Annotated in this window: 23 protein-coding genes; 12 read left to right on the top strand and 11 right to left on the bottom strand. The window is 32.8% G+C overall.

Annotation, left to right across the window (positions count from 1 at the left end):
- Window positions 1–178 precede the first annotated feature (178 nt).
- Entirely contained in the window at window positions 179–1510 is a 1332-nt protein-coding gene (locus tag HPY60_08640) for a hypothetical protein (GenBank protein ID NPV51244.1), read from the top strand.
- On the opposite strand, the gene HPY60_08635 is transcribed toward HPY60_08640, so the two are convergent.
- On the bottom strand, window positions 1511–2092 hold the full coding sequence (locus HPY60_08635; protein NPV51243.1) for a hypothetical protein: 582 nt from the start codon (window positions 2090–2092) through the stop codon (window positions 1511–1513).
- Window positions 2093–2175: 83 nt separating this feature from the next.
- Here HPY60_08635 and HPY60_08630 point away from each other — a divergent pair, with 83 nt between their 5' ends.
- The 3 genes from HPY60_08630 to HPY60_08620 all read left to right on the top strand — a co-directional run bounded on the left by HPY60_08630 (window position 2176) and on the right by HPY60_08620 (window position 7548).
- Window positions 2176–4725 carry a cation-translocating P-type ATPase gene (locus HPY60_08630; protein ID NPV51242.1) on the top strand — a complete coding sequence of 850 codons (2550 nt, stop codon included), beginning with the start codon at window positions 2176–2178 and terminating at the stop codon, window positions 4723–4725.
- Window positions 4726–4870: 145 nt separating this feature from the next.
- Window positions 4871–5755 (top strand): hypothetical protein, encoded by an 885-nt coding sequence (locus HPY60_08625; GenBank protein NPV51241.1) that lies wholly within the window; start codon window positions 4871–4873, stop codon window positions 5753–5755.
- Window positions 5752–7548, top strand: a complete 1797-nt coding sequence (locus HPY60_08620; GenBank protein ID NPV51240.1) for an AMP-binding protein — start codon at window positions 5752–5754, stop codon at window positions 7546–7548. The genes HPY60_08625 and HPY60_08620 overlap by 4 nt, the downstream gene beginning before the upstream one ends.
- A gap of 1 nt (window position 7549) precedes the next feature.
- On the opposite strand, the gene HPY60_08615 is transcribed toward HPY60_08620, so the two are convergent.
- Window positions 7550–7894 carry a hypothetical protein gene (locus HPY60_08615; GenBank protein ID NPV51239.1) on the bottom strand — a complete coding sequence of 115 codons (345 nt, stop codon included), beginning with the start codon at window positions 7892–7894 and terminating at the stop codon, window positions 7550–7552.
- A 103-nt stretch (window positions 7895–7997) separates the two neighbouring features.
- Here HPY60_08615 and msrB point away from each other — a divergent pair, with 103 nt between their 5' ends.
- Genes msrB through HPY60_08600 form a run of 3 tightly spaced genes read left to right on the top strand, consistent with a single transcriptional unit; the run spans window position 7998 to window position 9165 of the window.
- Entirely contained in the window at window positions 7998–8396 is a 399-nt protein-coding gene (gene msrB / locus HPY60_08610) for a peptide-methionine (R)-S-oxide reductase MsrB (GenBank protein ID NPV51238.1), read from the top strand.
- A gap of 8 nt (window positions 8397–8404) precedes the next feature.
- Window positions 8405–8758 carry a hypothetical protein gene (locus HPY60_08605; protein ID NPV51237.1) on the top strand — a complete coding sequence of 118 codons (354 nt, stop codon included), beginning with the start codon at window positions 8405–8407 and terminating at the stop codon, window positions 8756–8758.
- Between the two features lie 5 nt (window positions 8759–8763).
- On the top strand, window positions 8764–9165 hold the full coding sequence (locus HPY60_08600) for a hypothetical protein (GenBank protein NPV51236.1): 402 nt from the start codon (window positions 8764–8766) through the stop codon (window positions 9163–9165).
- Between the two features lie 4 nt (window positions 9166–9169).
- Here HPY60_08600 and HPY60_08595 read toward each other — a convergent pair whose 3' ends face one another.
- Both HPY60_08595 and HPY60_08590 read right to left on the bottom strand, forming a co-directional pair.
- A complete protein-coding gene (locus HPY60_08595; protein NPV51235.1) occupies window positions 9170–9928 on the bottom strand; it encodes a rhodanese-like domain-containing protein in 759 nt (252 codons plus the stop codon).
- 4 nt (window positions 9929–9932) lie between these two features.
- Window positions 9933–10373, bottom strand: a complete 441-nt coding sequence (locus HPY60_08590; protein NPV51234.1) for a hypothetical protein — start codon at window positions 10371–10373, stop codon at window positions 9933–9935.
- A 119-nt stretch (window positions 10374–10492) separates the two neighbouring features.
- On the opposite strand from HPY60_08590, the gene HPY60_08585 reads away from it, so the two are divergent.
- From HPY60_08585 to HPY60_08570, 4 genes are all read left to right on the top strand, one after another.
- On the top strand, window positions 10493–11053 hold the full coding sequence (locus HPY60_08585) for a hypothetical protein (GenBank protein ID NPV51233.1): 561 nt from the start codon (window positions 10493–10495) through the stop codon (window positions 11051–11053).
- Window positions 11054–11163: 110 nt separating this feature from the next.
- Complete coding sequence (locus tag HPY60_08580) at window positions 11164–12675, top strand: MFS transporter (GenBank protein NPV51232.1); 1512 nt, start codon at window positions 11164–11166, stop codon at window positions 12673–12675.
- A 43-nt stretch (window positions 12676–12718) separates the two neighbouring features.
- Complete coding sequence (locus HPY60_08575; protein ID NPV51231.1) at window positions 12719–14008, top strand: phosphomannomutase/phosphoglucomutase; 1290 nt, start codon at window positions 12719–12721, stop codon at window positions 14006–14008.
- Window positions 14009–14017: 9 nt separating this feature from the next.
- Window positions 14018–15340, top strand: coding sequence for a glycosyltransferase (locus HPY60_08570; protein ID NPV51230.1), 1323 nt, complete (start codon window positions 14018–14020; stop codon window positions 15338–15340).
- A gap of 27 nt (window positions 15341–15367) precedes the next feature.
- Here the strand turns inward: HPY60_08570 and HPY60_08565 are convergent, their stop codons facing one another.
- Window positions 15368–16402, bottom strand: a complete 1035-nt coding sequence (locus tag HPY60_08565; GenBank protein ID NPV51229.1) for a mechanosensitive ion channel — start codon at window positions 16400–16402, stop codon at window positions 15368–15370.
- Complete coding sequence (locus HPY60_08560; protein NPV51228.1) at window positions 16399–16662, bottom strand: hypothetical protein; 264 nt, start codon at window positions 16660–16662, stop codon at window positions 16399–16401. Before HPY60_08560 ends, HPY60_08565 begins: the two co-directional genes overlap by 4 nt.
- Before the next feature lie 160 nt (window positions 16663–16822).
- On the opposite strand from HPY60_08560, the gene HPY60_08555 reads away from it, so the two are divergent.
- Window positions 16823–17803, top strand: coding sequence for an NDP-sugar synthase (locus HPY60_08555; GenBank protein NPV51227.1), 981 nt, complete (start codon window positions 16823–16825; stop codon window positions 17801–17803).
- Here the strand turns inward: HPY60_08555 and HPY60_08550 are convergent.
- The 5 genes from HPY60_08550 to HPY60_08530 form a co-directional block, all read right to left on the bottom strand.
- On the bottom strand, window positions 17800–19533 hold the full coding sequence (locus tag HPY60_08550) for an aldehyde:ferredoxin oxidoreductase (GenBank protein NPV51226.1): 1734 nt from the start codon (window positions 19531–19533) through the stop codon (window positions 17800–17802). The two genes, HPY60_08555 and HPY60_08550, sit on opposite strands and share 4 nt — an antisense overlap.
- Window positions 19530–19886 (bottom strand): 4Fe-4S binding protein, encoded by a 357-nt coding sequence (locus tag HPY60_08545; protein NPV51225.1) that lies wholly within the window; start codon window positions 19884–19886, stop codon window positions 19530–19532. Before HPY60_08545 ends, HPY60_08550 begins: the two co-directional genes overlap by 4 nt.
- Before the next feature lie 58 nt (window positions 19887–19944).
- The gene (locus HPY60_08540) at window positions 19945–21273 is read right to left on the bottom strand and encodes a hypothetical protein (GenBank protein ID NPV51224.1); all 1329 of its coding nucleotides are present in this window, start codon (window positions 21271–21273) and stop codon (window positions 19945–19947) included.
- 8 nt (window positions 21274–21281) lie between these two features.
- Entirely contained in the window at window positions 21282–22250 is a 969-nt protein-coding gene (locus HPY60_08535; GenBank protein ID NPV51223.1) for a carbohydrate kinase family protein, read from the bottom strand.
- A gap of 4 nt (window positions 22251–22254) precedes the next feature.
- The coding region (locus tag HPY60_08530; GenBank protein NPV51222.1) for a fructose-bisphosphate aldolase at window positions 22255–22730 on the bottom strand (476 nt) is incomplete at its 5' end.

Raw genomic sequence — 22730 nt, 5'->3', positions numbered from 1 at the left:
GCCATGAATTGGACTAATTAAAAGGCTAGAGGGAGTATGGGGTAGGGCTTCTGAATGCATAAAACTGAATATACTCGTTGTTTTTAAATATAAAGAGTTCTAACGGCCTTAATTAACTAATAAGTATTCATATGCCGCACATTAACCATATAAATAGATCCTCTACTTCTTTTGAATAATGCACATCCCAATGTCTAGGAATAGGTACATTCTAATTTTAATCATTGTATCAGTTATTTCTCTTGCTTATTATGTTCCACATCACGGGCTTATCTATGATGGAGGATTATATGCTTCTTTAGGATACTCACTTATTAGCGGAAATGGATATTTTTTTAACGGATATCCAGGTGATGTACCTCCAATTTTGCCTATGTTTCTTGCATTGTTCATAGGTATTTTTGGGGAAAATGGAATATTTCTAGTAGTCCCTTTATTTTCCATAGCCCATGTGATTTTATGTTATCTTATTTTGGAAAAAAGAGTTTCTACAGAATTTAGTTTTCTAGGAGCATTATATATTCTTTTTACCCCCATTATTTTTTATGATTCGATTAATGTAATTCGTGAAATACCTTTGTTAACTTTTGTGATGGCAGCTTATCTAGTCTTTTTATGGAAAGACGATTCTTATAAGAAACATGTAATAATAGGTGCTTTAATTGCTTTATCTTTCTTAACAAAATCAGTTGGATTTGTTTATACTTTTCCCATACTCGTCTATTATGTAATCAAGATGAATAAGAAAGTTGCTGTTAATTTCTTAACATCTGTGTTAATAGTCCTCCCGTGGGCAATTTGGTCATATTCTCATTTTCAAACACCTTTCGTATCACATTCAGCTTATCTTTTACCAGAAATGGGCTCTAATTTTACTGTATTTTTTACAAGAACCCTGCCTATATTCATTTTGGGATCTTTTATACCAATCTTACCCATCTCAATTTTAGGATTTAAAAAATCGGAAAAGACATTTCTATTTTTTGGATTCCTTGTTTTTTTATCTGCTTTTTTATGGCCAGTTCAAGAAGCACGGTATTTACTTGCAGGATATTTCTTATTGGTGTATTTGGCATTATTGTACCTAAAGGACAAAAAAAGAAATCTTGCTATGGCATTTATGATAATTGCAGTGTTATTTCAGGTTGGTGCAACTGTATCAATACTAGAAACTAGTGTTGTTTCATATGGGCTACTAGATGAAGCTGGGCATTGGCTTAGAGACAACACAGATGTGGATTCTAAAGTTATGGCCCAATCATTTAGGCAGATTAATTATTTTTCACACAGACAAACTTATCAAATACCTCAAGATCCTAAATTATTTAAAAAAACTCTTGAGCGTAACAAAATCGAGTACGTTGTGATTGATAGTTATGAGAAAACAACGCCCAAATATGCTAGAGAATTTTTCAATGAATTAGGCCCGGTTGTTACATTCAAAGATAATTTAGGAACTGTGAGCATTTACAAGTCACCTTATTATAATTCTAGCATACTTGACAAATGATTATCTCCAGAATATTTTGTGTAAAATGTATGAAATAAAATTTGAAAGTAGTAAACTAGCTTTTTCAAATATCTTCTCAAAGAATAGAATTGCATCCATGAATAGGCAGAAGCTAAACATGTTAAATTTGCATAAAGATCCGGTCACTTCAGTTTTTGTCATGCCGGTAAATACCATAAAATAACCTATTAAAAGAATTGTAACAAATGCAAGAGAGTAACTTATTATTATATTACTCTGGACTAAAGATATATATCCACTACCTATAAAAATCTCTAAATCGACTATAGCATTTATTGCAATTATTAATATCGTTAAGCCGCCTAAAGCATAAAATAAAGGAGATAGGTATTTTAGTCGTGGGCTAATGTCTTTCATTATCGACCCAACTAATACTGTCACAAGAAGAAATGTAAGAAGGATAAAATTATTGTTTAAAAATCCTATAAGTTTGTGGAATATTAAATAAGAAACTAAGACGGATATGAGATTCAAAAAAGCCAATATTATAAATATTAAGAACACACCACTCATTTTAGTAAGTATCGATTTTCTTAAGACGTCCATATCTTTATTTTTCATGCAAGTTCTACTTTAATTTTTGAAATTATTAAGTTTAATGATTTAATGTAAAGTTTATAAGAGAATACTTTAATCAATAATAAATGGATAATTTCGAAGTTACAAAATTAAAAGGATTATCTGAAGAGGAAGTAAATCAAAGAATAAAAGAAGAAGGTTACAATGAACTTCCTTCAAAAAAGAAAAAGACTGGTTTGCGTATAGCTTTTGAGGTAATACGCGAACCAATGTTTTTACTTCTTGTTGCATGTGGTACGATATATTTTATTCTCGGAGATATCCAAGAAGGTATTATGCTTCTTTTCTTTGTTTTTGTTATAATTGGAATTACTTTTTATCAAGAAAGAAAGACTGAAAGAGCTTTAGAAGCTTTGAGAGACTTGTCAAGCCCACGTGCCTCAGTAATAAGAGACGGAGAACAAAAACGTATTGCAGGGAGAGAAGTAGTGAGAGGAGATATACTAATTCTCTCCGAAGGAGATCGTGTTCCTGCAGATGCAATACTTTTGGATTGTAGTAATTTTTTTACAGATGAATCATTATTAACTGGTGAATCAGTGCCAGTTAGAAAGTCCAAATGTAAAGAAATATCTCAAATGATATCTCCCGGTGGAGACGGATTGCCTTTCATTTATTCGGGCACACTAGTTGTCAAAGGACAAGGTGTAGCACAAGTTCAAGCCACAGGAATTAAAACTGAAATGGGAAAGATTGGTAAAGCATTACAATCGTTAGATCAAGAGGGAACTCGTTTACAAAAAGAAACAAAAAATATTATAAAATATTTTTCTACCTCTGGATTTTTACTTTGTTTGATAATTATTGTTTTTTATGGATTATCGCGGGGCAACTGGTTAGAAGGATTTCTTGCTGGCATTACTCTTGCTATGGCCATACTGCCCGAAGAGTTTCCTGTAGTATTGACTGTGTTTTTAGCGCTTGGGGCATGGAGAATATCTCAAAATAGGGTTCTCACAAGAAGAGTTCCCGCAGTAGAAACTCTTGGCTCTGCAACAGTACTTTGTGTGGATAAGACCGGCACTTTAACACAAAATCGTATGACCGTTAACAAAATACTAGTTGGCGAGAACATATATGAAGTAAATTATGAATCAAAAAAATCCATACCTGAGGATTTTCATGAAATAGTTGAGTTTAGCATTCTAGCTAGCCAAAAGGAGCCTTTTGACCCAATGGAAAAGGCTTTCAAAGAATTAGGAAATCACTATCTTTCTGATACTGAACATATTCATAACGATTGGAAATTAATGCGGGAGTATCCCTTATCTGAAAATTTGTTGGCAATGTCACATGTGTGGAAATCTCCAGATGGAAAAGATTATGTAATATCCTCCAAAGGAGCTCCAGAAGCAATTATTGATTTATGTCATCTTGAAGAATCCAAAAAGAAACAAATTTTGTCAGATGTAGACAAACTTGCTAAAGATGGCCTAAGAGTATTAGGAGTTGCAAGATCAGCATTTAAAGAAATTGATCTACCAACTAAACAACACGATTTCAAATTTGAATTCTTGGGACTAATAGGCCTAATGGATCCCATAAGATCTTCTGTTCCTAATGCAGTCAAAGAATGTTATGGCGCCGGCATTAAAATCATAATGATAACTGGTGATTATCCAAGTACTGCTCAAAATATTGGGAAACAAATTGGATTAAAGGACCCAGAAAAGATTATCACAGGGCAAGAACTTGATAAAATGACTGATGAAGAGTTACAAAAGATAATTAAGGGGATTAATATTTTTGCTAGAGTAGTTCCAGAACAAAAATTGAGGATAGTCAACGCACTGAAATTTAATGGCGAAGTTGTGGCTATGACGGGAGATGGAGTTAACGATGCACCTGCCCTTAAATCTTCAAATATTGGGATAGCAATGGGAGGAAGAGGGACAGACGTTGCTAGAGAATCTGCAGATCTTGTGTTACTCGATGATGACTTCTCTTCAATAGTTAAATCAGTTAGAATGGGTAGAAGAATCTTTGATAATTTAAAGAAAGCCATGGCATATATTTTGGCTATACATGTTCCTATAGCGGGGATGTCACTTATACCGGTTCTTCTTAAAATGCCACTAGTTCTATTGCCTGTTCATATAGTATTCCTTGAGTTAATAATAGATCCTGCCTGCTCAGTTGTCTTTGAAGCTGAGCCTGAAGAGGCAAATGTTATGAACAGACCTCCAAGAGGTACAAAAGAGAATATTTTTGGCAAATCGACAGCTTTATTGAGTTTCTTGCAAGGTTTCAGCGTCTTAATTATAGTGTTAGTTACATATATTATCGTGCTGAGCAGAGGTCAAGGTGAAATGGAAGCTCGTGCATTTACATTTACAACTTTAATAGTTGCTAATTTAGCATTAATTTTTACTAACAGATCTTGGACAAGAACAATATTAAAGACTTTGAAATCTCCAAATTCGGCCCTCTGGTATGTTACTTTTGGAGCATTACTATTCTTAGGTATGGTGCTCTACATTCCATTTCTTAGGGAGTTATTTCTTTTATCAGTACTCCACATAAATGATCTTTTAATATGCCTTGTTTTGGGAATTATCAGCATAATGTGGTTTGAGATACTAAAATTAATTAAATTAAAATTAAATTCAAACTAATAGATTGGGATATTCTATGCCCTCATATGGGCATGTCTTTTTGAATAATAAGTAAGCCTTCTTTTTACCTCGGAATTTAAAACGGAAAACATTATAAATAAAAACGTCAAATGTCTAATATTGTATCAACATTTGGTGATAATATATGGCCTTTGGCGATAGATGCGACGGTAAGCAGATAAGAACATTACCCAATTATAAGAGGATTTATCCATTTGTAATGAAAACGAGAACTGAATCGGCAATTTATGCAGATTTTGATTTTGAAGTTGAGAAAACTTTGGAATATATGGAAAAAGTTAATGAGGGGTTAAGTGAAAAGAAAGTTAAGTTTTTTCATATTTTTATTGCTTCTTTAGTTAGGACAGTAGCTATGAGGCCACAATTGAATAGATTTGTTATGGGCAGACGAATATTCCAAAGAAACGAAATACAAATCTCGATGATTGTCAAGAAAAAATTGGACGAGGACGCAGGGTATTCGAATATTAAAGTTACTTTTGAACCAAGAGATACTTTGGACACAGTGATACAACGAATGGCTAAAGCTCTAGAATATGGCAGAGGAGATGAAAAAAAGCACGAAGAAAAAGAAATAGACCTTCTTATTAAGTTCCCTGATTTTATCTTAAGATTTATAGTCTGGGTATGGAGAGGTCTTGATTATTATGGAATTTTACCGGCGTCTATAGTCAAAGATGACCCAATGTATGCGAGTGTGTATGTTTCTAATCTTGGTAGTTTAGGGCTAGATTCTGTATTCCATCATCTGTTTGAATATGGAAATACATCAAATTTTATGGTACTGGGCAAGATTCATAAAGCCCCAGTTATTGATGATGAAGGTGAATTAAAAGTTAAAGAGGTAGTTAGAATAGGCTGTACTTTAGATGATCGTATAAGTGAAGGAATATATTTTGTTAAAGCTATTGAGCTTTTTACTAAATTTATGCAGAATCCTGAACTACTAGAAAAGCCACCTTCTGAAGAAGATATTAAGGATTATTTGATAGAAACGGAGGGAAAATGATGTATGAAAAAAAGCCGTGGTTAAAGTATTACGAATCTTATATCCCTGAATCAATCGATTATCCTAAAAAAACAATGTATGAGGCTATTTACGATGCCTCTATGAAATATCCAGACAGGATAGCTTATGACTTTTTAGACCTTACTTCAACATATAGAGAATTTTTAGCCGATATAGATCGCTTTGCCAATGCTCTTTACGCCCTTGGCCTTAGAAAGGGCGATAGGATTACTATATGTATGCCTAACTGTCCACAGGCGATTATTTGTTTTTATGCCGCGAACAAAATTGGCGGCATAACGAGCATGATTCACCCACTTTCCCCCCCAAAAGAAGTAAAATTTTACCTTAATTTAAGCAAAAGCAAATATGCTATAACACTTGATGCATTTTATGGTAATTTTATAGATATATTAGAGTCTACATCAGTTGAAAAACTAATACTCGCAAAAATAACAGACTATCTCCCAACCCTAAAAAAGATTGGATTTAAACTAACATCTGGAAGAAAAATAAAAAAAGTCCCATTCGATCCGAGAGTCTCTTGGTGGGAAGATCTAATGGAAAATGAGTACTCTCAAATAGAAAAAATAAAAATGGATCCTGATGAACTTGCAGTTATTCTCTATAGTGGTGGAACTACGGGAGTTCCTAAAGGGATTGAACTTTCAAGTCATAATCTAAACTGTCTCGCTATGCAAGCCACTGCACAGGGGCCATTGGTAGAAGGTGATTCAGTTCTTTCAATTCTCCCAATATTTCATGGATTCGGCCTAGGGGTTTGTGTGCATACCTTTTTGATTGATGGCGGCAAATGTATTTTAGTTCCTAAGTTTTCTGCAGAAACTGTTTTAAATCTAATAAAAACTAAAAAGCCCACATATATGGCAGGTGTTCCAACTCTTTATGCTGCACTTGCTAGAAATCCTAAGATATCCAAGGTCGATTTTAGCTGTATAAAGGGGGCATTCTGTGGTGGAGATCATCTCCCTCATGATATTAAATTAGAATTTGAAAATGCAGCTTCAAAATCCGGGGGAAATGTTGTTTTAAGAGAAGGTTACGGATTAACTGAATCTGTAACGGGTGTTACTATTATGCCTAAAAATAGTTATAGGCAGGGAAGTGTAGGAATACCTCTATCGGACATTATTATCAAGATAGTAAAACTAGACACATTTGAAGAAGCTCTTCCGGGAGAAGAAGGCGAAATATGTGTCAGCGGCCCTACACTGATGAGAGGATACCTTGACCATCCTGAAGAAACGGAGAAAACTGTTAAAGTTCATCCCGATGGAAAAAGATGGCTTCACACTGGAGATGCAGGTCATATGGATCCTGATGGATTTATCTATTTTAAGCAAAGACTTAAACGAATCATAATATCCTCTGGAATGAATGTTTATCCATCGCAGATTGAAGATGTTTTGGACAGTCATCCTCTAGTCGCATTATCTTGCGCTATTGGAATTCCCCATCCTCACAAAATGAAAAGTGTCAAAGCATTTATTTCTTTGAAAGATCCATCTAAAGCAAGCAAAGAGCTAGCAAAAGAACTTATGGATTATTGTCAAGAGCACTTGATAAAATGGAGCTGTCCAGAAGAAATTGAGTTTAGAAAAGAATTACCATTGACTCTAATAGGAAAAGTAGCATATGGGGTCTTAGAAAAAGAAGAACTAGAAAAGAGAAAGAATCGTGAAATGGACAAAATTCAAAATAAAGAAGGATTCCCAGAGACTACTATGGACATATCTTGTTCATCAAGTCTAGGTGCTCCGGATAATCCTTAAATTATTTATTTTTTTCATATTTAGTTGCAACAAAATCGATAATAATTCCATAAACTATCCCGGCGAAAAAACTTGGAACATCCCTAAATTCACTTGATAGAAATATGGCACTTGATACTATTATCCCCAGTATGAAGCCTCTAATTACAGTATTGATAGGGCCTTTAGTTAATCTTATTTCCCCTGAAAGGCCGATTAGTAGCCCCATAACTACCCTGTTATACCACATAGCTAATAAGAAAATATAATTACCATATCCTATTCTGCTTCCAACTCCAATAATACAGAATACACCCAAGATAGCCCCAGTAATAATGGCTACCAATAACCTTTTTTTATTCAACATTTTTATCATATCCCACATAGACTATAGTAGTTTTTTTAATATCCAAACAATTAATAGTAAATAACTATATAAATTTTAATATTTAAACAATTCTAGGATTATTATGAAAGAAAAGATAAACCCCACCGAAGAGGAATGGAAGAAAAAACTTACCCCTGAAGAGTACCATATTCTGAGAGAAAAGGGAACAGAAAGACCATTTAGTGGCAAGTTACTAGACAATAAAAAGAAAGGAAAATATGTTTGTGCTGGATGCGGGAATGAGCTTTTTGATTCAGAGGACAAATTTGATTCTGGTACTGGATGGCCAAGTTTCTCTGAGCCATCCGAAAAAGATAATGTAGAAGAGCACGATGATTTATCATATGGAATGGTCAGAACAGAAGTATTATGTAGTAAATGCGGTGGCCATTTGGGCCATGTTTTCGATGATGGTCCAAAACCAACTGGTAAAAGATACTGTATGAATTCCGCATCACTTAAATTTGAAGAGAAAAAATAGGTGGGGCTTTGAGTTGGAACAAATCTCCACCGGAACTTATTGAACTATTTGCATATTTAAACGAGCCTTTCGAGTGTGAAAGAAAGAAGATGTTTGGATATCCAGTTTGTTATGTAAATGGAAATATGTTTACTGGACTATATGAAGATAAGATAATTATTAGATTATCAAATGAAGAAAAGGAGGAAGCTTTATCAAAGAAAGAACTTTTTGGACCATTTGAGTCAATGGGAAAGACAATGAAGCAGTATGTCACTATTATAGATCCACTAACTAAAGACAGAAGTTTCATTGCTTCTTGGCTTAATAAATCGTTTGAATATACAAAGTCATTGCCTCCTAAAGAAAAAAAGAAGGGGTGAATTAGTTGGAATTTAAGTTTAAAACATTAAAGCAGAAGGTAGTTATTCCAGCAGAACCGGAACAGATATATGAAGCGATTATTGATGGAAAAAAACATTCTGAATTTACGGGAAGCAAAGCTACTTCTGATTCTAAAATTGGTGGGAAGTTCACTGCATGGGATGGATATATTTTTGGCAAACATTTAGAGTTAGAGAAAGGAAAAAAAATAGTTCAAGAATGGTCAACAACTGAATGGCCAAAAGGTTATCCTCCATCTATATTTGAATTAAAATTTAAGAAAGTGCAGGGCGGCACTGAAATAGAGATGGTTCATTCTAAAGTGCCCGAAGAGCAGGCTTCTGACTATGACCAAGGTTGGATAGATTACTACTGGACACCTTTGAAAGAATACTTCAAAAAATAAAAAATTAACTATTAATATATACTGAATAGGGGTCTGTCAATGCATATACGTTTGCAAATCCCTTGTTTGCTAAAAACTGTGCGTTTGTTATTGCTGCTTGACTAGTGCTACAATATACTATTATTTTTCTATCTCGAGGTATGCTCGAAAGAACAGAGCCTAATTCAATTCCAGTAATATTGACTGCACCAGAGATATGCCCTGCCCTATATTCATCGGAATTTCTAACATCTATTATAAAAAGGGGTTCTCCACTAGCAATCAACTGCTTTAACTGGGAGGAATTAATCAAAGTATATGGAACTGCTGGGCTTCCAGTATCTTCTGCAATCCTGTCAATCAAGGTAACAAGGTTACTCTGAACAGCAAAGTATGTATTCTCCCTATCACTTCCTGCAATGACAAATACTTCTTGTCTCGATATCCACTGATCCCTTTTTTCGTAGAATATCTGGTATCCCTTAATATTTCTTAAATTATAACTTTCATTTGGTGGCAAAATCTGTAAAGATAATGCTCCAGTATGGTCTGGTGCATCTGGTCCGCCTAGTATTATAACGTAAGGGTAGGTATTATATCCTGGATCAGTTCTTCCAAAATAAACAACATTCATGCCTCGACTTTGTAGGATAGATATTATGTTACTATTTATATTGTAGTCAATGGAATTCGAGACAAGAGCTACATTTTTTTGTGCTGAAACAGAGTTAAATGAAGCTATAACAAAAAATAATATGGCTAAAGAAATCAATATTTTTTTCATTTAATCACCCAAGCTCTTCCATAAGTTCTTTTGCCAGATCTTTCAACTGTTCTTTTGAATATTCTTCTGCAGGACCTTTAAGTTCTTTTACTCTAATCTTTATACTTTGGGCTGCCATATTCATGCCTTTTTCATTCAAAATTTGCTCCATTGTTTCAGTAGCACTTGACTTATCCGGTGCCATACATGTTGTGATAACGGAATACCTTTTTCCATCTTTATTTTCTATTTTTTTCAAAAATCCCTTCATCTTGCCACTAACGTTTGCAAGATGTGTCGGCGCACTAAAAATATATAAATCGGCATCTGGCACAGAATCAGGTTTGATTTCTTTAACTGAATAAATATCAACATCATTTCCCTTATCTTGGATGATTGAACCTAGGTACTCCATACATGTTTTTCCCGTACCAAATTTTGAATCATAAAGAATACATACTTTCATTATACTACCTCATGCCATTAATATTAACTTCAATCTATAAAAAACTTTGGTAAAAATTAGATATAGTTAATAAATCAAAAAAATTTATATATAATTACTATTAATTTCCAGAGGATATAATGGAAATTACGTCTTCTAAAGAAAAATTCATTTCATCACTCGAAAAGGGGGACATAATACTGAGCAGAAATGAAAAAAGTCCAATTGAATCTATCATATGTAAGGCCGTTCCAGATGCTAGATGGCCACACTGCAGATTGTATATGGGATATGAAAAGAGCGTTGAATCGACTGTTGGTGGGGTCCAGGTAAAAGAAGTAAAGGATTATCTTGATACAGATGACTTAATGATAGTGAGGCCCCCAGATTACATTGACAAAGATAAACTTGTTAAGGACTGCATGATGTACCTTGGATTGGGATACAGCTACATTCAATTTCTCAGGACGGGGAATCTATTTTTAATTAAAAGACTGATCAAGAAAGATTTGAGGAAATACTTTAGGATTGACATCGACAAAAATGTTGTTTGTTGCGAGCTTATTGCATATGGATTATTGGAACAAGGCTATAAATATGAAGTTACCCCAAACTTCTGTTTTCCTGACCAATTTGAGGATGACTCAAGAATGAAAATTATTTTGAAATATGTCCCTGAAATTTATTCTAATATCAAATAATTGTTTTCTTAACATAGGTAGTTATATAAAGTTAGCTTCAAAGTTAATTAAGTGAATAAATAGAATAATTGGAATTTCATTCTTATAATTATAATTAGGCGTGAGGTATAATGAACTCTTATGATCAAAATACTGGCCTGAAATATATACTTCGTGACGGGGTAACAAGCCAGATAATGATAACTTTGACAAGTGGAACTTTTCTCACAGCATTTGCATTAAGTCTTGGGGCATCAAATTTACTAATAGGAATTATGGCATCAATTCCTGCTATAGCAAATCTTATCCAAATACCTTCTGTTTATATAGTTGAGAAATATAGGGACAGAAGAAAAATCTCAATGTTTTCTTCCGCATTCAGCAGATCCTTTATTTTATTAATAGCTTTGTTGCCATGCTTAGTCAATTTTAATTTAGGCATTATTTTGTTCGTCTTGTTTTTAATATTCCAATCAATATTTTCATCTATAGGTGGGTGCAGCTGGAACTCTTGGATGAGAGATCTAATACCTATAGAAGTATTAGGCTCATTTTTTTCAAAGAGGATGAGACTCGCAACATTGTCAACTATTCCAATAGCGCTTATAGCAGGCTTTTTCATTGATTTTTGGAGTACTTCTTATCCTGATTTAAGCATATTTAGCTATTCTATAATATTCTTTTTTGGATATTTATCTGGGATAATCGGAGTGTATTATATTTCTAAGATACCTGAGCCAGGTATGTCATTGAAAGCAGAAAGCAATATCCTAATGCTATTTTCTCAGCCTCTAAGAGATAAAAATTATAGAAATCTAATAAAATTTTTGGGATCATGGAATTTTGCAGTCAACTTGGCCGCACCATTCTTTACCGTTTATATGTTAAAAAGATTGGAACTAAATATGTCCACTATCATAATTCTGATGGTGTTAGGGCAGTTAATGACATTTTTCTTTTTGCATTTTTGGGGAAGAATATCTGATAAATTCAGCAATAAATCTGTACTGCAAGTTTGTGGGCCTCTTTTTATTTTAAGCATACTTGGTTGGACCTTTACAACATTGCCAGAAAAATATTTCCTAACAATGCCATTATTGGTATTAGTTCATGCCACTATGGGCATATCTGCAGCTGGAGTGTCATTAGCTTCTGGAAATATAACCTTGAAATTGGCGCCAGAAGGTAATTCTACTGCATATCTTGCACTTTCAAGCATAATAAATTCAATAACTGCAGCTATAGCCCCTATAATTGGTGGCTTGTTTGCCGATTTTTTTGAAAAAAGAGAATTAGCATTGACTCTTGAATGGATATCGCCTGAAAACGCACTATTATTTGAAACGTTTAATCTAAAATCCTGGGATTTCTTTTTTTTCTTGGCCTTTTTAATTGGACTGTATTCACTACACAGTTTAGCAGTTGTAAAAGAAGGTGAAGAAACAAGAAAAAAAATTATTTTCAATGAATTATTTTTAGAAGCGAGACATGGCATTAGGGGATTTTCCAATATAGGTGGCGGATTAAGGTATATGATTCAATTCCCATTTTCAACAATGTTATTAGTTAGAAATAACGATTTTTTAAAAAGAAGGCTCATGAAAAAAATTAGATTAAAAAATATCTATAGGTATAAAGAATAATCAAAAAACTAATAAAGCCTAAATCCTATTATAATAAGGTATAATGATTTTTAAATTATATGATATACGGGGCCATTACCCCGACGAAATCGATGAAAAATTTGCATATAGTCTGGGTAGAACTTTTGGAAAATTGTATAAAAATATTTTATTTGGCATTGATTCCAGAATAAGTTCTGAAAAATTTAAAGACCCTTTTGTAACGGGAGTTATTAATGAAGGCTCAAAAATTAGCTATGCAGGGATGATTTCAACTCCCTTAATGTATTTTTTAACAAAAAAGAATTTTGACATTGGCGTCATAGCAACTGCATCACACAATCCTAAAGAATTTGGAGGTTTCAAAGTATGTGGAATTGATGGATTGCCACTTTCACCTATTAATCAAATTAAACCTATATTTAAGGAATACGAACTATCTGAAATATTTGAAAATGCTGAAGATTATAAAATTGACTTTGAAACTGAATATACAAATTATTATTTAAAAAAATTTGAAAATGCTAAGGACTATAAAATCGTCGTTGATTTTTCAAGCGGTGCATCTGTAGTTGAAAGAAAAATATTAGATATTATTTTTAAAAATAAAAGTTTTCTTTCCTTTGTTCCAGATGGCAATTTCCCAGACCATGTACCAAACACTATGACTCCTGATTGTTTAGAAAATATAATCAATAAAGTATTAGAAGAAAAAGCAGATATTGGGATAATATTTGATGGGGATGGTGACAGAATTGGGATAATAGACGAGAAAGGTCATCCCATAAGAGGAGATATTCTAACTGCTATAATTGCAGAGCAACTGCTTTCTGAATCAAAGGGAAATATAATTTACGATCTGCGCTGTAGTAATATTGTTCCTGAAACAATTATTAGTAAGGGCGGAACACCCATTAAATCAAGAGTAGGCCATTATTTCATAAAGAAATTAATGAAAGAAAAGGATGCAATATTTGCTGGAGAATTATCCAATCATTTTTATTTCATGGAAATTGGAGGATTTGAAGCACCTCTTTTAGCCCTTCTATATATCCTAAAAAGTATTGAAAATAATACCTTAAGTAATGTTGCAGATAAGTATAGCAAATATTACCAGAGTGGAGAATTGAACTTTGAAGTCCCCGATAAATACTCTAAGATGAACGAGATTTTAACAAATTTTAGTGAAGGGGCTGTAGAAAAAATAGATGGCATTTCTATTTATTACAAAGATTGGTGGCTCAACGTTCGACCATCAAATACTGAGTCCTTACTCAGAGTAAATATAGAATCTAACAATCAAGAGATATTATATGAAAGAATAAGAGATGTAAAAAAAATAATGAATCGGTGAATAGGTTTTATGGAAGAAATTGATAGTAATGAAACTGTATATAGTAAAAGAAAGAATATCACTAAATTAAAAGTTCCGGCCCTTAGAGAGTACTCCAAAGTGGTGGGGAAAGAGAAAATACATAAATTAAAGGAATTAGCTAAAGATCTAAATGGAATTAAAATATTGGAGGTAAATTCCACAGCTTTTGGTGGGGGGGTTGCAGAGATGCTAAAATCTTCTGTTCCCTTCTTAAATGAAATTGGGATAGAAGATGATTGGAAAGTCATGAAAGGAACAGATGAATTCTTTACTGTGACAAAATCAATTCATAATTTGTTGCAAGGAAAAAAACAGGATTTTACAAAAAACATGGAAGATATATATGTAGCTTGCACAGAGGCAAATGTAAAGAAAAATATAATAGACGAGCATTATGACGTAATTACTGTTCATGATCCCCAACCTTTAGGCTTGGCAAGTTATCTAAAAAAAGAAAAAGAAAAATGGCTATGGAGATGTCACATCGACCTAGATATCGATGTGTTTCTTAAAAATGAAAATTTAGAGAAGTTGATAACTAAGTGGGCAAGCTATTATGATTCGGCGATCTTTTCTAACGTCCAATATGTGGTATCAAGCTGGAATTTGCCAAAGTTTATAATCCCCCCATATATTGATCCCCTCTCAGAGAAAAACAAAGAGTTAAAACAGGATTATATTGACGAGATTATTGATAAATATAATATTCAAAAAAATAAACCCATAATTCTTCAAGTAAGTAGATTTGATAAGTGGAAAGATCCTGTGGGGCTTATTTCTATTTATAAAAACGTAAAGAAAATGGAAGATTGTCAACTTGTTTTAATTGGTAGTATGGCAAATGACGATCCTGAATCAATTTTAGTCTTAGAGGATGTTAAACAAAAAATAAAACATACAAAAGACGTTCATATACTTCTTAATCTTCCCGATATTGAGGTAAATGCAATACAAAGGGCTGCCACAGTTGTAGTCCAAAACTCAATAAAAGAGGGATTCGGTCTTACAGTTACCGAAGCATTATGGAAAGAAAAGGCTGTTGTTGGGCGACCAGTTGGAGGATTGACTCTTCAAATAGTTCCTAACAAAAATGGATTTTTATTATATGATACAGATAAAAGAATAGAAACTATAGTCATGCTCCTTCGAAATCCAGAAAAAAGAGAAACAATCGGAAAAAGAGCAAAGAAATTTGTTAAGCAAAGATTCTTAATGCCCGGTAGGGCATATGATTATCTCTTGGCCGTTGAGACAATGGAGTTTTTGCCCAAAGAGAGTATTGTTAGCTTTCATCCTTGGTATGAGCTCTAATCCATAAGCTAATATTTTCAAAACACATCATTTCAATTTCTCTGAAAATTCTAATCTTGTTTTTGGAAGGCTATCCGGGTAATGTTTTTGTATATATTCAATCATTTTTTCCCTAACATAACATCTTAAATCCCACAACTGAGGCGAATCTTTAGCACTGACTATCCCCCTAAGTTCCATAGTCTTTTCAGTAGTATCTGTAACTTGTAAAACGCCAACCTTTTTATCCCAAAGTTCTGAGGATTCAAGGATTTTATGGAACTCTTGTTTTATTTCCAAAATAGGTATTTTATAATCAACGTAAAAAAATACAGTTCCCCACACCTCTGCTGATGTCCTTGTCCAGTTCTGAAACGGATTATCTATAAAATATGATATAGGCAATATTAATCTCCTTTGATCCCATATGCATACTACTACATATGTTAATGTTATTTCTTCTACTCTGCCCCACTCCTTTTCGACTACAACTACATCATCTATTCTAATTGGCTGGGTAAATGCAATTTGAAATCCGGCCAATAGATTAGAAAATGATTTTTGTGCTGCAAATCCGATGACTACTCCTAAGACACCAACTGAAGTAATTAGCCCTACGCCTATATTTTTAAGACTATCAAAACTTACTAAGATCAAAGAGCAGCTAATTAGAATAATTATGAATATTAGCACAGATTTTATATATTGAATTTGTGTAACTATTTTTCTTTCTTTTATATTATCCTTCTTTGAGATATTAAATATTTGGTAAAGATAATCATTTAAGACGTTTACTAAAGAGATAGAAAGCCAAGCAAAATTGAAAATAACAAGAATTTTTATAATAGAAGAAACAGCATCAATTTTCATAATTTCACTATCAAGATAATTATTTAAAATGACAAATATGACAAAGAAAGAAAAAAATATCAAAGGTTTCTTTGATTTAAAGAAATTAATATATTTTTTTGCCCTATCAACCTTTTTTAGGATATAAAAGAGAATATTAATTATAAAAATACTTAAAATAATACTGATTAACAATATCAATATCCGTAAAATCCAAAGATTATCCAAGATCATTTTGATTGATTAATATTCGGAATTAATTTGCCTCCTAGAAAGGTAATTAATCTAATAATCGTTACTATGATTAGAGTAAACCAAATAATTAATATAATTTCAGCCACAAGGTTTAATGGCATTGCTATGGATTCAAATAAACTAAGACTAATCATATTCTTAAATATCAAATATCCTGAAATTAATAAGATATGAAATATGGCTAAGTTTCTAAATGATAATTTTGGAAATGTAGGGACTACTCCTTTAGGATTTTCCATCCAATGATATTTGTAAAAGATATTTAAAAGCTTTTTTGTCAAATTTGAAACTAAAATGAGCTATATTTGACAAAATAAGTAAAAATTATTCTTATTATAGAATTTAAAACATTAATTTTATTTATTCTAAAATTATATATTAATCATGAAAATAGTAATAATGGCCGGGGGATATGCAACAAGATTATGGCCAATAACTAGAAAAAGGTCAAAATCATTATTGCCTATAGGAAAAGAAACGATAATTGATCATGTTTACTCAAAAATTGCTAAATTCAATCTTCCAGTAATCGTATCAACAAATCAAATTTTTGAAGAAGATTTTAAGAAATGGGCAAAGAACAAGGGTATTCAAGTAATTGCAGAAAAAACGACAAAAGAAGAAGAGAAATTAGGCGCAGTTAAAGCATTAGGGCAACTTTATGAAATTCTAAATGATGACATCTTTCTTATTGCAGGAGACAATTTATTTACATTTGGTTTAGAGCAATTTTATGAATATTTTAAGAAAAATAAAAAACCATTAACTGCATTGTATGATGTAAAGGCAGAATATCTTGCTAAAAGGTATGGGATAGCTGAACTTGAGGAGGATAAAATAGTAAAATTCCATGAAAAATCGGATAATCCACCTTCTACCCTTGCTGGAATGGGGATATACATACTTCCAAGAAAATCTCTAAATATTTTATTAGAGTATATTGAAAAAGGAAGAAATGTCGATAATCTAGGAGATTACATTAGCTATTTAGCTGAAAAGGATGAAATATATGCGTTTCCCTGTCATGAAGGATTATGGCATGACATAGGAAAACCAGATTCTTATTTAGAATCACTTAGTATTTATATGAAGAATTATATTGGAAATATAGAAATAGATGAAAATTCAAAAATTATTGAGCCTGTTGTTATTAAAGATAATTCCAAAATAATAAACAATTCAATTATAGGTCCAAACGTATACATAGGCGAAAATTGCACGATAGATAATTCCAAAATTAGTAATTCCGTTATTTTTGACAATAGTTCAATATTAAATTCCCAGATAAATAAATCTATACTTGACAGTCATTGCTCAATCAATGACAATAAACTTAAAGATTCAGTGTTAGGCGAATATTCAAAAATAAATGAACATTAGACTTTACCCATTTTTTTAGAATAATAATCTAAAGCCTGAGTAATATAATCTTTGCTTATTTTTCCTTTAGAGGATTCAGTTTGAAATATTCTATCTGGAATATTTAATGAGTTTATATTGAAGCCCATCTTTTGTTTAAGCCTTAATTTTTCTAAATAGATCTTCTTTCCTAGATCTTCTAGTGTTTCTTTATCTATTGATACCCCAAGCGGTTTAAAAGCTTCACAAACTATTTCTGGCGTATATACATTTCTTGCAAAAAAACATACGACTAGGCTTGAGAGTACCTGTCTCCACATCTCTTCTTCGACAAGTTCATCCACTAATTCTTCTATATCAAATTCTTTGCCCTTCTGGTCCAAAGAGTATCCTGCATTGTCTAGGTGACTATGCCTCAGTCCAATTAGATCCCCTATATGGCATGCCGGGCCTGTATGGTATCCTGGCATTTCATTTTTACCAAAAGCAAGTGCATAATCTTTCCCCCCATATACATCTGAAGCTTTTCTAACACCTTCGGCAAGATTTTTGTAAAAATCAGTTGGTTGTTTGACTAAATATTCTATGCCATTAAGGTATTTTTGATAATTTCCGAATTCAAAATCAATCAGAGTATCCTTGGTGGAAATTAAACCTTCTTTTAAAGCTTCTGTTGCCCAAGCCAAGCATACCCCAGTGCTCATTGCATCTATGGCATAAGATTCAACTTTATGTATAAGTTTTAATATTCCATCTGCAGACCCCACCCCTAGCATGGATCCCAAGGCATATATTAATTCATAGTCATATGATATCATTAAAGTTTTAAAGAAATAATTTTTATTTTCGTAAGGTTCTCTTAAAGAGGCTATATGTATGCACGCCGTTGGGCAGTGATTACAAGCTATCCTTCTACCCAAATATTTCTCACCTATATTTTCTCCACTTATATTATCCCCATTCTCAAATTTATTTGAAGTAAGATTCCTTGTGGGCAATCCCCCTATTTGATTTAGAGTAAGTATATTTGCAGATGTTCCGATAAGGTGGTATTTTTTCATAGCTTCAGATTCTGTTGCTATTTTGAAGATTTTGTTATAAGTATCCCTGTAAATATTGGCATTTTCGGGAATTTTACTGCTTTTACCTCTAATCATAACTGCTTTAAGATTCTTTGATCCAAAAATAGCACCTAATCCTAATCTTCCAAAATGCCTATAAGTTTCAGTAGTAACTGAAGCGTATCTAACTAGTTTTTCACCGGCCCCTCCGATAGCCATAACAGTTCTAGTACCTTTTCCTTCTTCCCTTTCTGCAATTATTCTTCCCGTTATCCTAGAATCTTCAATTCCCCAAATAACTCTAGCGTCTCTAAAGAGTACATTTCCATCTTCAATTACTAGATATACTGGATTTTTACTAATTCCTTTTATTACAATTGCTCCATAACCTGCATGCGCAATACTTGTTGCAGTTCTTCCCCCCGCATGGCTTTCTCCCCATTCTCCAGTTAGGGGACTTTTAAAAAGTGCGACAGTCTTTGTAGCTAAAGGGTAAGCAGGTGTAAAGGGCCCAATACTAAAAATAATCACATTATCTTCACTTAAGGGGTCTGCCTCTAATTTTAGTTCTTCCTTAAGCAACTGAGTACCCACGCCAACTCCACCAATCCAATCATTAAATAATTCTTTTCTATCCTGTATAGCAAAACTATTTTTCGATAAATCAATTTTTAAGACCCGACTGTTCAATCATTCACCTCCGCAAATGTAAGTACTTCGTGCGGACAAAATTGTACACAATAACCACAATGAATACAAACTGCTGGCTTACCATTACTCTTTTCGAAAATAGCCCCAATAGAACAGGCATTCATACAATTGTGACATGCTATACATCTGTCCTCAACAAACATGACCCCTCCTCCTTTTTTCGGAATCAATGCTTCATTTGGACATACTTCAGCACAAGGCGGATTTTTACACGCTCTACAAAAAATAATAGTGGCTCCTCTTTCAAAACCACTTAAACTTATAGCCAAAATAGCTGAGGAGTCTATCCCAATTTCAGGTTTTTTTGGATTCTTTCTAGCACATGCAAACATACAAAGACTGCATCCAACACATTTCTCAATATCTTTGATTTGTAATTGTTTGAATCTATCAATCCCCCTTTTTTCTTTCCAGAATCTTTCTCGTTTCAGTTTTGTATTCCTCAACGTTTGGCTGATTGAATGGATTAATATCCATTAAATACCCTAGATATACCATTTCAATCATCTTATACTGAAGAAATTGTCCCATTGCATATTCAGATTTGTTATTAATTCGAACTTCCATGAATGGTCTTTTGTGATTTCTGAATGTTTTGGTAACGCCTTTGTATACCGCAGTCATTAAAGTCTGTAACTTTTTTTCTTGTATTCCCTTAACTAATTTAGAATAAATTCTTTCTTTTGGAACCCTCAAAATATTTCTATTATGTTTTATTTTGACAAAAGTAGTAAATTTATCGTCTGGTCCCGCCAAATACAATTGTGTCATTGAGTGAAGGTCTGTTGATCCTATAGATACTATCGGGGTTATACCTGTAAAAACATGTTCTCTTTTGAGATTATATTCCTTCCCAAGGCTTTCTGCCATTAATTGTTTGTACCATCTGCCTATTGATTCCATTCCTGGACTAAATAAGAACAGATTATGTATATTCCTCCCTCGTTTATAGTGGATATATATCAAAGATGCACTTTTTGCCGCAGGATTTAACTCTAAATTCTTGTTTATACTTTTTCGAATTATATCCTTTGCACCATAAAGCAATAGATCAATATTAATCCCTATTAATCCAAGAGGAAATAATCCTACAGCAGAAAAAACTGAGTACCTACCTACAACTTTTCTTGGTATTTCTAATAATGTAAAATTTTCTTCTAAAGCTAATTCCCATAACTTAGAATCTTTATCAGAAGTAACAACTATATAGTCCTGGAAATTTTTTTTATATTTTTTAAGAAGATTCACAATTATCTCAGAATTTGCGATAGTTTCTGTAGTACTACCTGATTTACTGATTACATTTATAATTATGTTTTCTCCTTTTTGTAAAATCGGCTCTATAACTTGTATAATACTGCTCATAATATCTGAATCAACTGTATCTGCATATAATATCTTAATATCTGGATTTAGTTCATTGTATAGTTTTCCAAGTATAGCTTCTTGAATAGCCGTTGTACCAAGATTGCTCCCTCCAATACCTATAACGATTAAATATTTAGGATTTAATTTTTTTTTCTCGTATATTATTTTTTTTATATTATTAAGAGATTCTTCGTCATAAGGAAGATTAATGAAGGATCTATAATCCTCATAATTCTTGTTTTTAACGACATTGTTTAAAACATCAATCTCATCCATCATATTTTTTTCTACTAAGTTTAGATCTATTGGTAATACCATACTATCTTTAAAATCAAATTTTAGTTCATTCATTTTAACACTTATTTTATTTTAATAATTTTATGAGGATATTCATTAATTTTAGAATTAATTTCCTCTAAATTCAAAAATTTATTTTTTGCGCCCAGGTATTGGATTACAGACTCGGCTTCAGTTGCCCCATATTCTAAGGCAATTTTGATATTCATAGTTTTCATAAAACCAGTAAGAAATCCAGCACCAAAACTATCTCCCGCCCCAGTAGTTTCTTTTACATTTACCTCGTTTGGTACAATCATGTACCCTTCTTTCTTTGTGAATGCATATGCCCCATGGGATCCATCCGTTATTACTGCCATACTTGGCCCATATGTAAGTAAACTATCGGCCATAAGCCTTGGATCAGTATGGCCAGTAATCAGTTTAGCCTCTTCAAAATTTACACAAATTATATTAGAATTGTTAAGTATTTCTTCAAACTTTTCTATTCCTTTTCTTATTAAATAAGAACTAGGATTATACATTATCCCAATATTATTTTCTTTTGCATATTTTGATATTTTTATCTGGGTTTCTAAGGAGTCCCCAAGCATTGTACAGAGATAAAACCATTTGGAGTTTAATTTTGATAAGTTAATTTCATTAAATCTAAGTTTGTCATTTTTATCTTTTAGAGTAAGGATTGTCCTGTCCCTTCCTTTCGCATCCAAAATTACAGAATAATCTGATGGGCCTTCTTCTTGTATTAATAAAGAGGTATCACATTGAATAGAGTTTAGATATTTAAATATTTTATCTGCGTTGTGATCATCACCTATTTTTCCCAATAATGCTACTTTTAATCCAAATGTTGAAAATGCTCCAGCAGTATTTGTTCCGCCCCCTCCAATTTCAAAATTCATTGATTTAACAAGGATCTTGCTCCCATAGGGTACGGATAATTGCCCATCTTTAGTTAGTCTAAATAGATCCTTCCCCGTGTCTACAAATAGGTCTATAGTACAACTACCCATGGTAATAACGTCATACATTTTTTCACCGTGGGTATTCCTTCATGATGTCTCTAATTTTCTCATTGATTTTCCAGGAATCTTCTCTACTTCTTTGCCAAATATTTCTTCCAAAAATTACTCCTGTAGCACCAGCTTCCATGGAAAGTTTAACTTTATTTAAAAGATCTTCATCCCCAAGCTTTGATCCCCCAGATACAAGGACCATCGTATTGCCTGCAGATTTTACTACTTTTTTAATAGCTTCTCCTGGGGACAAATCTAATTGATTATATGGTTCCGGATACAAATCCCTTTTTGAATTGTCGATTACAGGAAAATTAATCTTTATAATATCTGCGCCCAATTCACACCCTACACGTGCAGCGTAGTCTACAGCGTACAGAGATTCTTTTCCTCCCTTTTCTTCTATGGCTTTTCCCCTAGGATAAGACCAAACTATTATTGGCATTCCATATCTATCTGCTTCTCTTTTTACTTTCCTAAATTGGGCAATATCTT

The organism is Methanofastidiosum sp., assembly GCA_013178285.1.
Taxonomy (GTDB): Archaea; Methanobacteriota_B; Thermococci; order Methanofastidiosales; family Methanofastidiosaceae; genus Methanofastidiosum.
The sequence above is the reverse complement of the archived record's forward strand: the minus strand, read 5'-3'. Positions and strand labels throughout refer to the sequence as shown.

Excerpts from the sequence above, each read along its gene's own strand:
- HPY60_08580 (NPV51232.1), top strand. The coding sequence starts at position 11,164 with ATGAACTCTTATGATCAAAATACTGGCCTGAAATATATACTTCGTGAC.
- HPY60_08565 (NPV51229.1), bottom strand. The coding sequence starts at position 16,402 with ATGATCTTGGATAATCTTTGGATTTTACGGATATTGATATTGTTAATC.
- HPY60_08545 (NPV51225.1), bottom strand. The coding sequence starts at position 19,886 with ATGTTTGCATGTGCTAGAAAGAATCCAAAAAAACCTGAAATTGGGATA.
- HPY60_08570 (NPV51230.1), top strand. The coding sequence starts at position 14,018 with ATGGAAGAAATTGATAGTAATGAAACTGTATATAGTAAAAGAAAGAAT.
- HPY60_08585 (NPV51233.1), top strand. The coding sequence starts at position 10,493 with ATGGAAATTACGTCTTCTAAAGAAAAATTCATTTCATCACTCGAAAAG.
- HPY60_08575 (NPV51231.1), top strand. The coding sequence starts at position 12,719 with ATGATTTTTAAATTATATGATATACGGGGCCATTACCCCGACGAAATC.
- HPY60_08635 (NPV51243.1), bottom strand. The coding sequence starts at position 2,092 with ATGAAAAATAAAGATATGGACGTCTTAAGAAAATCGATACTTACTAAA.
- HPY60_08590 (NPV51234.1), bottom strand. The coding sequence starts at position 10,373 with ATGAAAGTATGTATTCTTTATGATTCAAAATTTGGTACGGGAAAAACA.
- HPY60_08625 (NPV51241.1), top strand. The coding sequence starts at position 4,871 with ATGGCCTTTGGCGATAGATGCGACGGTAAGCAGATAAGAACATTACCC.
- msrB (NPV51238.1), top strand. The coding sequence starts at position 7,998 with ATGAAAGAAAAGATAAACCCCACCGAAGAGGAATGGAAGAAAAAACTT.
- HPY60_08640 (NPV51244.1), top strand. The coding sequence starts at position 179 with ATGCACATCCCAATGTCTAGGAATAGGTACATTCTAATTTTAATCATT.
- HPY60_08620 (NPV51240.1), top strand. The coding sequence starts at position 5,752 with ATGATGTATGAAAAAAAGCCGTGGTTAAAGTATTACGAATCTTATATC.
- HPY60_08595 (NPV51235.1), bottom strand. The coding sequence starts at position 9,928 with ATGAAAAAAATATTGATTTCTTTAGCCATATTATTTTTTGTTATAGCT.
- HPY60_08630 (NPV51242.1), top strand. The coding sequence starts at position 2,176 with ATGGATAATTTCGAAGTTACAAAATTAAAAGGATTATCTGAAGAGGAA.
- HPY60_08560 (NPV51228.1), bottom strand. The coding sequence starts at position 16,662 with ATGGAAAATCCTAAAGGAGTAGTCCCTACATTTCCAAAATTATCATTT.
- HPY60_08615 (NPV51239.1), bottom strand. The coding sequence starts at position 7,894 with ATGTTGAATAAAAAAAGGTTATTGGTAGCCATTATTACTGGGGCTATC.
- HPY60_08555 (NPV51227.1), top strand. The coding sequence starts at position 16,823 with ATGGCCGGGGGATATGCAACAAGATTATGGCCAATAACTAGAAAAAGG.
- HPY60_08540 (NPV51224.1), bottom strand. The coding sequence starts at position 21,273 with ATGAATGAACTAAAATTTGATTTTAAAGATAGTATGGTATTACCAATA.
- HPY60_08535 (NPV51223.1), bottom strand. The coding sequence starts at position 22,250 with ATGTATGACGTTATTACCATGGGTAGTTGTACTATAGACCTATTTGTA.